The 9,818-nt window shown below is 67.6% G+C and carries 9 protein-coding genes; 5 read left to right on the plus strand and 4 right to left on the minus strand.

Annotation, left to right across the window (positions count from 1 at the left end; genetic code table 11):
• Positions 1–145: 145 nt before the first annotated feature.
• Positions 146–1,915 carry an SDR family oxidoreductase gene (locus tag JO236_RS22295; RefSeq protein WP_293335764.1) on the plus strand — a complete coding sequence of 590 codons (1,770 nt, stop codon included), beginning with the start codon at positions 146–148 and terminating at the stop codon, positions 1,913–1,915.
• On the opposite strand, the gene JO236_RS22300 is transcribed toward JO236_RS22295, so the two are convergent.
• Entirely contained in the window at positions 1,912–2,253 is a 342-nt protein-coding gene (locus JO236_RS22300; RefSeq protein ID WP_293335767.1) for an aminopeptidase, read from the minus strand. The genes JO236_RS22295 and JO236_RS22300 overlap by 4 nt on opposite strands.
• Before the next feature lie 156 nt (positions 2,254–2,409).
• Between JO236_RS22300 and JO236_RS22305 the strand changes: the two genes are divergently transcribed.
• Together JO236_RS22305 and JO236_RS22310 are read left to right on the plus strand one after the other, a co-directional pair.
• A complete protein-coding gene (locus tag JO236_RS22305) occupies positions 2,410–2,868 on the plus strand; it encodes an SRPBCC family protein (protein WP_293335770.1) in 459 nt (152 codons plus the stop codon).
• A gap of 3 nt (positions 2,869–2,871) precedes the next feature.
• On the plus strand, positions 2,872–4,464 hold the full coding sequence (locus tag JO236_RS22310; RefSeq protein ID WP_293335773.1) for a phytoene desaturase family protein: 1,593 nt from the start codon (positions 2,872–2,874) through the stop codon (positions 4,462–4,464).
• A gap of 9 nt (positions 4,465–4,473) precedes the next feature.
• Here the strand turns inward: JO236_RS22310 and JO236_RS22315 are convergent, their stop codons facing one another.
• Together JO236_RS22315 and JO236_RS22320 are read right to left on the minus strand one after the other, a co-directional pair.
• Positions 4,474–6,039, minus strand: a complete 1,566-nt coding sequence (locus JO236_RS22315; RefSeq protein WP_293335776.1) for a leucyl aminopeptidase — start codon at positions 6,037–6,039, stop codon at positions 4,474–4,476.
• An 11-nt stretch (positions 6,040–6,050) separates the two neighbouring features.
• Positions 6,051–7,151, minus strand: a complete 1,101-nt coding sequence (locus JO236_RS22320) for an adenylate/guanylate cyclase domain-containing protein (RefSeq protein WP_293335779.1) — start codon at positions 7,149–7,151, stop codon at positions 6,051–6,053.
• Between the two features lie 31 nt (positions 7,152–7,182).
• Here JO236_RS22320 and gcvT point away from each other — a divergent pair, with 31 nt between their 5' ends.
• Together gcvT and JO236_RS22330 are read left to right on the plus strand one after the other, a co-directional pair.
• A complete protein-coding gene (gcvT, locus tag JO236_RS22325) occupies positions 7,183–8,277 on the plus strand; it encodes a glycine cleavage system aminomethyltransferase GcvT (RefSeq protein WP_293335782.1) in 1,095 nt (364 codons plus the stop codon).
• A gap of 54 nt (positions 8,278–8,331) precedes the next feature.
• Positions 8,332–9,438, plus strand: coding sequence for a branched-chain amino acid aminotransferase (locus JO236_RS22330; protein ID WP_293335785.1), 1,107 nt, complete (start codon positions 8,332–8,334; stop codon positions 9,436–9,438).
• A 37-nt stretch (positions 9,439–9,475) separates the two neighbouring features.
• Here JO236_RS22330 and JO236_RS22335 read toward each other — a convergent pair.
• The coding region (locus tag JO236_RS22335) for an adenosylcobinamide-GDP ribazoletransferase (RefSeq protein WP_293335788.1) at positions 9,476–9,818 on the minus strand (343 nt) is incomplete at its 5' end.

Raw genomic sequence — 9,818 nt, forward strand, 5'->3', positions numbered from 1 at the left:
CGCAGGTCGACCTTTGCTTACCACACCCCGGTGTGCGGCGCGGGAACCCAACTGGATGTCGAACCATCCTGTCACTGCGCCGTCGTCGGCATGCATTCAGGTTGCGGCGTCCTTGCTACGGTGAGGCCCTGAACAAGGAGGTTCGATGCCGCCAGCACAACAGGAAACCCAGCAGTTCGTCGACAGCGCAGACGGTGTTCGCATCGCGGTCTTTGAGGAGGGCAATCCCGAGGGCCCGATCGTCGTGCTCGTGCACGGCTTTCCCGACTCGCACGTGTTGTGGGACGGGGTCGTTCCGCTGCTGGCCGACCGGTTCCGGATCATCCGCTACGACAACCGCGGTGTCGGGCTGTCATCGGCGCCCAAACCCGTCTCGGCCTACACCATGGCCCGCTTCGCCGACGACTTCGCCGCGGTCACCGCGGAGCTGAGCCCCGGGCAACCGGTCCACGTGCTGGCCCACGACTGGGGTTCGGTCGGTATCTGGGAGTACCTCACCCGTCCGGGTGCCGGTGACCGGGTCGCGTCGTTCACGTCGGTGTCCGGCCCGAGCCAGGACCAATTGATGGACTACATTTTCACCGGCCTGCGCCAACCATGGCGCCCGCGCACCTTTGCGCGGGCGATCAGCCAGATACTGCGGTTCAGCTACATGGTGTTCTTCTCGATACCCGTGCTGGCGCCTCTTTTCCTTCGGCTGACTCTGTCAATCCCCGCCCTGCGGCGCAACGCGGTCGACAACATCCCGGCCGATCAGATCCATCACTCGGCCAACCTGGCCAAAGACGCGGCGCGTTCGGTGAAAACCTACCCCGCCAACTACTTTCGGTCGTTCTCCCGGCGTGGGGCACACGTTGTCGACGTGCCGGTGCAGCTGATCGTCAACACCCGAGACAAGTACGTGCGGCCGTACGGGTACGACGTGACTGCGCGCTGGGTGCCGCGACTGTGGCGGCGCGACATCAGGGCGGGCCATTTTTCGCCGATGTCACACCCGCAGGTGATGGCGGCCGCGGTGCATGACTTTGCCGACCTGTCCGAAGGCAAGCGGCTCAGCCGGGCGATGCTGCGCGCCCAGGTCGGACGGCCCCGCGAGTACTTCGGCGACACCCTGGTGGCGGTGACCGGGGCGGGCAGCGGTATCGGCCGCGAGACCGCCTACGCGTTCGCGCGGGAGGGCGCCGAGATCGTCATCAGCGACATCGACGAGGCCACCGTCAAAGAAACGGCGGCAGAGATCGCCGCACGCGGCGGCGTCGCGCACGCCTATGTGCTCGACGTGTCCGACGGTGCTGCCGTCGAGGCATTCGCCGAGCGGATCTGCGCCCAACACGGCCTGCCCGACATCGTCGTAAACAACGCCGGCATCGGCCAGGCGGGCAGCTTCCTGGACACCCCGGCCGAGCAGTGGGAGCGCGTGCTGGACGTCAATCTCGGCGGAGTGGTCAACGGCTGCAGGTCTTTTGGCCGGCGTCTGGTCGACCGCGGCACCGGCGGGCACATCGTCAACGTGTCGTCGATGGCCGCATACGCGCCATTGCAGTCCCTAAGCGCCTACTGCACGTCCAAGGCGGCGACGTACATGTTCTCGGACTGCCTGCGGGCCGAGCTGGACGCCGCCGATGTGGGCCTGACCACGATCTGTCCCGGCGTCATCAACACCAACATCATTCAGGCCACCCGGTTCGACGCGCCGCTGGGCAAGGACGACAGCGTGGAAGGCCGGCAAGGGCAGCTGCAGAAGATGTTCGCGTTGCGCCACTACGGCCCCGACAAGGTGGCCGCCGCGATCGTGTCGGCGGTCAAGAAGAACAAGCCGATCCGGCCGGTCGCTCCGGAAGCCTATGCACTCTACGGGGTTTCGCGGGTGCTGCCGCAGGCGCTGCGCAGCACCGCGCGCATGCGGGTGATCTAGCCGGTCGGCGCCGACCGAGTACGTCGCGCCACCAACGGGGCGGCCAGGGCGACAACGCCGACGAGTGTTAACGGTATGGACCACGCCCGTCGGCTGGACACCGACGACTCGCACTGGGCGACGAAGTCCGTATGCGGCACGAGCTGGTTGAGGATCGGGATGTTCCCGCCATTCTTCTCGTTGGCGGCTTTGGCAGCGGAAAGGTCCGAGGCAATACCGTTGCCGCACGAGATGGAACCGCCGTTCCCATCGGACACCGACACCGGGATCAATAATCCGATGAGCCCGGCCAGCAGCAGCACCGCACCCACCGCGATGATCAAGCGTCGCACAGTCATTATTGACCTCCCGTCGAATACCCAAGTTGTATCCGGTGATAGCCACTATGCGGATTCCTAAACCGCCAGGTTTGCCAGAGCACCGCAGTCCAAAACGCGCATGGTTCCCGTCGAGCGGGGTATCTGAAGGAATCATGTCGTGCGAAAGGATGTCCAATGACGAGTGAAATGGCCGCGACCCGCGAAGTGACCACTGCGCGCCAGCAGGTCTGGGATGCACTGGCCGACGGATGGACGTATGCGCAGTGGGTAGTGGGCAATAGCCGAACCCGCGCGGTCGACTCGAATTGGCCGCAACCCGGCTCCGCCATCAAGCATTCGGTCGGGGTGTGGCCGTTGGTGATCAGCGACCAGACGGTGGTCGAAAGCTGCAGCGCTGGTGAAGAACTCATTCTTCGTGCGGGCCTCGGGCGGCTCGGTACCGCGCGAATAACGCTGCGGCTCACCGATATCCCCGATGGCTGTCGCATCGACATGATCGAGGTTCCGGCGAGCGGACCCATCAACCTGATACCCGATCGGCTGATGCTGGCTGCCGTCTTCCCGCGGAACCGCGAGTGTTTGTGGCGGCTGGCCGCGCTTGTCGAACGTTTTGAGCCAAGTCAGGTCAATTAGCCTATGGCCGACGAGACGGTGGACGCCGTCGTGATCGGCGCCGGCCACAATGGGCTCGTCGCGGCCTCGGTGCTGGCCGACGCGGGTTGGGACGTTCTGGTGCTCGAGGCGCAACCTGAACCGGGCGGCGCGGTGCGCAGCGCGGAACTGACGCCGGGTTACGTCACCGACCTGTTCAGCTCGTTTTATCCGATGACGGCGGCTTCGCCGGCGATTGCGGCGTTGCATCTCGAGGACCACGGACTGCGGTGGTCGCACGCGCCGGCGGTGGTCGGCCACCCGTGCAGCGGAACAGACGACGACCCGCCGATTCTTTATCGCGATCCGGCCCGCACCGCAACGGAGCTGGCGCGGCGAGAGCAGGCGGACGGCGAAAACTGGTGGCGCGTCGTGCAACTGTGGAACAACATCAAAACGCCGCTGTTGGAAGCCATGCTGGCGCCGTTTCCCCCGGTGCGCCCGCTGCTGCGACTGCTGCACAAGCTGGGCACTTCGGAGGCGATTGAGCTCGCCCATCTGCTGGTGCAACCCGCAAACACCATGGTGCAACAGCTTTTTGCGGGAGAGGCGCCGCGGCTCTTGATGCTCGGCAATGCGATGCACGCGGACGTGCCACCGGACGCCCCGTTGAGCGGCGCGATGGGCTTCCTGATGACGATGCTCGGCCAAGACTGCGGCTGGCCGGTGCCCGTCGGTGGATCCGGGAAATTAACCGCCGCCCTGGTCAGCCGCGCATCCTCGGCCGGGGCCCGCATCGAGTGTGACCAGGATGTCGCGCGCATCCAAGTGCGCGGCCGTCGAGCCGTCGGGGTGACCACCGCAGCGGGGCGAACGGTGCGAACCCGCCGCGCGGTCGTGGCCGACGTGACGGCACCGCGACTGTTCTGCGAAATGTTGCCGGCGGATGCGGTTCCCGCCAGCCTGCTTCGCCAACTCGAGCATTACATCTGGGATCCGCCCGTGGTGAAGGTGAACTACGCGTTGGACAGCCCCATTCCCTGGCGAGCGGAAAGCCTGCGCGGCGCCGGCACCGTGCATCTCGGTGCCGACGGGCATGGGCTCATTCGGTGGATGGCGGACCTGAACACGCGAGTCGTGCCCGAACGTCCGTTCATGCTGTTGGGCCAAACCACCACGGCGGATCCGACCAGATCGCCGGCGGGTACGGAAAGTGCCTGGGCTTACACGCATTTGCCGCGCAATGTGACTGACGATGCGTCGGCCGAACGGCTCGCCGCGTCGGTGGATCACGTGATCGAGGAGCACGCGCCCGGCTTCGGCTCCCGGGTGATCAACCGGTTTGTGCAACGTCCGTCGGATTTGGAGGCCAGTGACGCCAATTTGCATCTGGGTGCGCTCAACGGGGGGACCGCTCAACTGCAGCAGATGCTCATCTTTCGGCCGGCGCCTGGAATGGGACGCGCCGAAACACCGATCGACCGGCTTTACCTGGGCAGTGCGTCAGCCACCCCGGGCGGCTCCGTGCACGGTGCGTGTGGGCGCAACGCGGCCGACGCCGCACTTGCTGCCGACGGCGTTACCGGCTGGCCTCGTCGCAAGTTGGCGCGAGCGATGACGGCGCTGCTGACAAAGTAGCCGCGGGTGTTATCCGTTCTCGGCGATGTCCTCGAGCACCGCGAACATCGTACGGGTCGGCACGCCGGTAGCGCCCTTGGGCGAATAACCCCACGGGCCACCGGTGTTGTACGCCGGCCCGGCCACGTCGATGTGCGCCCAAGCCACCCCGTCGGCGACGAATTCGCGCAGGAACACACCGGCCACCAGCATGCCGGCGAAGCGTTGCCCGCTGATGTTGGCCAGGTCGGCCACCGTGGACTTCAGCTCGTCCTTGAGATCGTCGGGCAGCGGCATCGGCCAGCCGTTCTCGCCCACCTGCTGCGAGATCTCGGCCACCCGATCGCGGAATTCGTCGCTGCCCATCACGCCGGGGATGCGGGCGCCCAGCGCCACGGTCTGCGCGCCGGTCAGCGTCGACGTCTCGATCAGGTAGTCCGGTGCGTCCTCGCAGGCCCGCACGATCGCGTCGGCCAGGATGAGCCGGCCCTCGGCGTCGGTGTTGAGCACCTCGACCGTGATTCCGCCGTACTGGGTCAGCACGTCGCCGGGACGCTGCGCGGTGGCCGACGGCATGTTCTCGGCCATCGGCACCGTGGCGATCACGTCGATCGGCAGCTCGAGCTGCGCGGCCAGGGCGACGGTCGCGATGACCGCGGCGGCCCCGCCCATGTCCGAGGTCATGTAGTGCATTGATGCCGCGGGCTTGATCGAGATGCCGCCGGTGTCGAAGGTGACGCCCTTACCGACCAGCGCAACTTTCTTCGCTTTCTTGGGGTTTTTGGCCAGCCGCGAACCCCGGTGGACCAGCCGGACCAACCGCGGCGGCCGCGACGAACCCTGCCCGACGCCGATCACCCCGCCGTAGCCGCCCTTTTGCAACGCCTTGTCGTCGAGCACCTCGACTTCGAGTCCGACGGCTTGGCCCAAAGCCTTTGCGCGCTTTGCGAATTCGTCCGGGTACAGGTGACTCGGGGGCGTGTTGACCAGGTCGCGGGCGGTTGCCACCGCGGTCGCCACGGCCGCGCCGTGTGCCGCCTCTTTCTTCGCGTTCCTAGCGTCGTGTGCGCTGGCCAGCACCGTAAGCTTGCGCAGCCCTTTGTCTTTCGGCGCGGTCTTGTCGCTGCGGAACCCGCTGAATCGATAGCTGCCCAGGATCAGTCCTTCGACCACGGCCGAACAGACACCATCGCCGGGCAACTCCGCCAGCGTGGTGATCACCGTCTCGGCGTTGCCGAGCGACCGCGCGGCCACGCCGGCGGCGCGCCGGACGATATCGGCCGGCCATTCGTCGCGCGGCTTACCCAGGCCGATCGTCAGCACGCTGCTCATCGGCAGCGCCGGCACCACCAGCCGGTGCACCTGCTCGTTGCCGCCGGTGGCGCCCAGTGCCTTCAGGGCGGTCTCGATTTCGGCGATCGCGTCGGCGCCCAGGAAGGGCTCGGCCGCGACGACCAGCGCGCCGGGGCGGTCGGCCTCATCGCCGTCGCCGGTCGAGACCACCGGCAGCAACAACACCGAAGAACCCGCGGCGCGCTTCGGCAGCGAGGTGGCGACGTTTACGGTGGGACTTTGGTAGCCGGGTTCGTTGGTCACGCCCAAATACCCTAGTCACCGCCCCCGCCGCGCAGATCATAGGCGGTCACCGGGGCGTCAAAACCCTTGAGCGTCAACGGCTCACGCGCGACGGCGCGCCAGTTTGGCAGTTTGCCACGCAGCTCGGCCGCGGCCAGGATCTGGCCCGGCTCCGCGGCAGCCACGAGCCGCGCGGCCAGGTTGACCGTATTGCCGAAGTAGTCGCCATTGATAGCCAGCACGGGGCCATATGCCAGTCCGGCCCGGACCTGCAGGTCGGCCTCCTGGGCCTTGGGATGTTCGACGAGGTCGACCGCCGCCTGTACCAGCCTGTCCGGCGTCGGGCTTGCCCACAGCACGGCATCGCCGATGAACTTCACTACCCGGCCGCCGTCGGCGTGCACCACGTCCGCCACGGCGGCGCCGAACTCCGTAAGCAGGTGGGACAGCTTCTCGGGTGTCAGCGTCTGGGTGAGCGCGGTGAAGCCGGAGAGATCGGCAAACCCGATGCCGCATGTCACACCCGCCGTCGAGTCGGTGACCAGACCCTCGAAATACGTTCGCGCGCTGCTCAGATGATGCCGGTGCACGGTGTCGATCAAGGCTCCCAGTCGGGGCACGAATTCGGATGCCGAGCGGTAGGCCTGCGCGGTGGCCAGCTCGTCGTGGGTGTGCTCCATCTGGATGTCGGGCATCCCGTCGCGGATTATTGCCGACTCCGCCTCGGCTAGCCGGGCCATGGCCGCGCCGAGATGGCGCAGCAGGCCCGAGGCGCCGTCCTCGCCGACCACCGCCCGTAACGCGACCCATGTCCTCAGCGCGTCGACGTCGGCCTGGCTCAGCACGGGGACATCCAGGCCGGCGACGGTCAGGCCAAGCAGCGCCCACGCATGCGCGACGTCCTCGGCCGATAACCCGAGTTCCTCGGCCGCGGTCTGCACGGTGTAGGTCGGCCGCCCCGACCATTGCAAGACGTCACCCGCCAGGCCGAACAGCCGGCCGCGACCTTCTGCTTCCACCATTTCGTCGACCGTGAAGCCGAGCCCGTCCAGGTACTTGAGCAGGTCGGCCCGCTCGCGCGGGTTCGCGATTCCGGCGGCCTGAAGGACCTCGAAGTCGAGTGCATCCGACACCTTCCCAAGTGTGCCACTAGGGTGGGACGCCGTGAGTGACCTGCAGCACGGACCGCTGGAAGACCGCCATCGCGAACTGGGCGCAAGTTTCGCCGAATTCGGCGGCTGGCTGATGCCGGTGTCGTACGCCGGAACCGTCAGCGAGCACAACGCCACCCGCAACGCGGTCGGCCTGTTCGACGTCAGCCACCTCGGCAAGGCGCTGGTCCGCGGTCCTGGGGCGGCGCAGTTCGTCAACTCCGCGCTCACCAACGACCTCGGCCGTATCGGACCGGGCAAGGCCCAATACACGTTGTGCTGCACCGAGTCCGGCGGCGTCATCGACGACCTGATCGCGTACTACGTCGACGACGACGAGATCTTTCTGGTGCCCAACGCCGCCAACACCGCCGCGGTGGTCGCCGCGTTGCAAGCGGCCGCGCCGGCCGGACTGACGATCACCAACCTGCACCGCGACTACGCGGTCTTGGCGGTGCAGGGGCCGCGGTCGACCGACGTGTTGGACACGTTGGGTCTGCCCGCGGGCATGGACTACATGGGCTACGCGGACGCCTCGTACTCGGGCGTGCCGGTGCGCGTGTGCCGGACCGGGTACACCGGCGAGCATGGCTACGAGCTGCTGCCGCCCTGGGAGTCCGCGGGCGTCGTGTACGACGCGCTCGTGGCGGCGGTCTCTGACGCGGGCGGGCAGCCCGCGGGTTTGGGGGCCCGCGACACGCTGCGCACCGAGATGGGTTATCCGCTGCACGGGCAGGAACTTTCGCTCGATATCTCGCCGCTGCAGGCCCGCTGTGGCTGGGCAGTCGGCTGGAAGAAGGACGCGTTCTTCGGCCGCGACGCGCTGTTGGCGGAGAAAACGGCCGGCCCCCGGCGCCTGTTGCGCGGGCTGCGGATGGTCGGCCGGGGTGTGCTGCGTCCCGGGCTGACGGTGCTGTCGGGGGGCGCTCCGGTGGGCGTCACCACGTCGGGCACGTTCTCGCCGACGTTGCAGGTCGGCATCGGTCTGGCGCTGATCGATTCCGCTGCGGGCGTCGACGACGGCCAGCACGTCACCGTCGACGTCCGTGGCCGTTCCGTCGAGTGCGAGGCGGTGCGGCCCCCATTCGTCGAGCTGAAGACGCGCTGAGGCGGCTTTCGCGCGTGGCGAAAACCGTTCGCGCCCGGATATAGAATCGGCCCCATGACCAGCGGCTCGTCAGAGTTCACGGTTTCGGCGGCTACAAATCCTGCGACCGACGCCGAACGTGAATCGATCCTGCGCGAGCCCGGTTTCGGCAAATACCACACCGACCACATGGTCTCGATCGACTACGACGAGGGTTCGGGTTGGCACAACGCGCGGGTCATCGGCTACGGACCGATCGAGCTTGACCCGTCGGCGATCGTGCTGCACTACGCGCAAGAGGTGTTCGAAGGTCTCAAGGCCTACCGCTGGGCGGATGGGTCCATCGTGTCGTTTCGCGCCGAGGCCAACGCTGCGCGGTTGCGTTCATCGGCCCGCCGGCTGGCCATTCCCGAGCTTCCCGACGAAGTGTTCCTCGAATCCCTGCGTCAGCTCGTCGCCGTCGACAAGGCTTGGGTGCCCCAGGCCGGCGGGGAAGACGCCCTGTATCTGCGGCCCTTCATCTTCGCCACCGAGCCGGGGCTGGGGGTGCGGCCGGCCAAGCAGTACCGCTACCTGCTGATCGCGTCGCCGGCCGGAGCGTACTTCAAGGGTGGCATCAACCCCGTCACCGTCTGGGTATCGACGGAGTACGTGCGGGCCAGCCCGGGCGGAACCGGGGCAGCCAAGTTCGGCGGCAACTACGCCGCGTCGCTGCTGGCTCAGGCCGAGGCGGCCGAAAACGGTTGCGAGCAGGTGGTGTGGCTCGATGCGGTCGAACGCCGCTACGTCGAAGAGATGGGCGGCATGAACCTGTTCTTCGTGCTCGGCAGCGGCGGGTCGGCGCGCTTGGTCACCCCGGAGCTGTCCGGCTCGTTGCTACCCGGCATCACGCGAGATTCCTTGCTGCAGTTGGCTATTGACGCCGGATTCGCCGTCGAGGAACGCAAGATCGACATGGCGGAGTGGCAGAAGAAGAGCGCGTCCGGCGAGATCACCGAGGTTTTCGCGTGCGGCACGGCCGCCGTCATTACGCCGGTCTCGCGCGTCAAATACGGTGACAGCGAGTTCACCATCGCCGGCGGCGAACCGGGCGAGGTGACAATGGCGCTGCGTGACACCCTGACCAGGATCCAGCGCGGCACCTTCGCCGACACGCACGGCTGGATGTCCAGGCTGGACTAGGCCGTATTCGCCCAGCCGCCGACGTCACGCGCGGCGGCTACAACCGGACCAACCCGGCCAGTGCCACCGCGCACACCGTCGTCGTCACCTCGATCGTCGCGCCCAGCACGTCGCCGGTGATGCCGCCGAAGCGGCGTACGCAGTGCGCGGCCAAGGCCGCACCGCAACCTACCCCGACGAGCACGGCAACCGGCCCCTGCCACGGCCGCGGACCGGCCAACACCGAAAAGCCCAGCAGGACCGCCAGCCAGGCCAGCACCGCCCACGCCGGCTGGGTCCCGGCGACCCGGGCGCCCAGCATGCTGCCCTCGGCGGCGGGAACCGAGCGACGACAGGCAAACACTGCGGCGACCCGACCGGCCAACACTGCCACGACAATC

This window comes from Mycobacterium sp. (assembly GCF_019247635.1).
Classification (GTDB): domain Bacteria; phylum Actinomycetota; class Actinomycetes; order Mycobacteriales; family Mycobacteriaceae; genus Mycobacterium.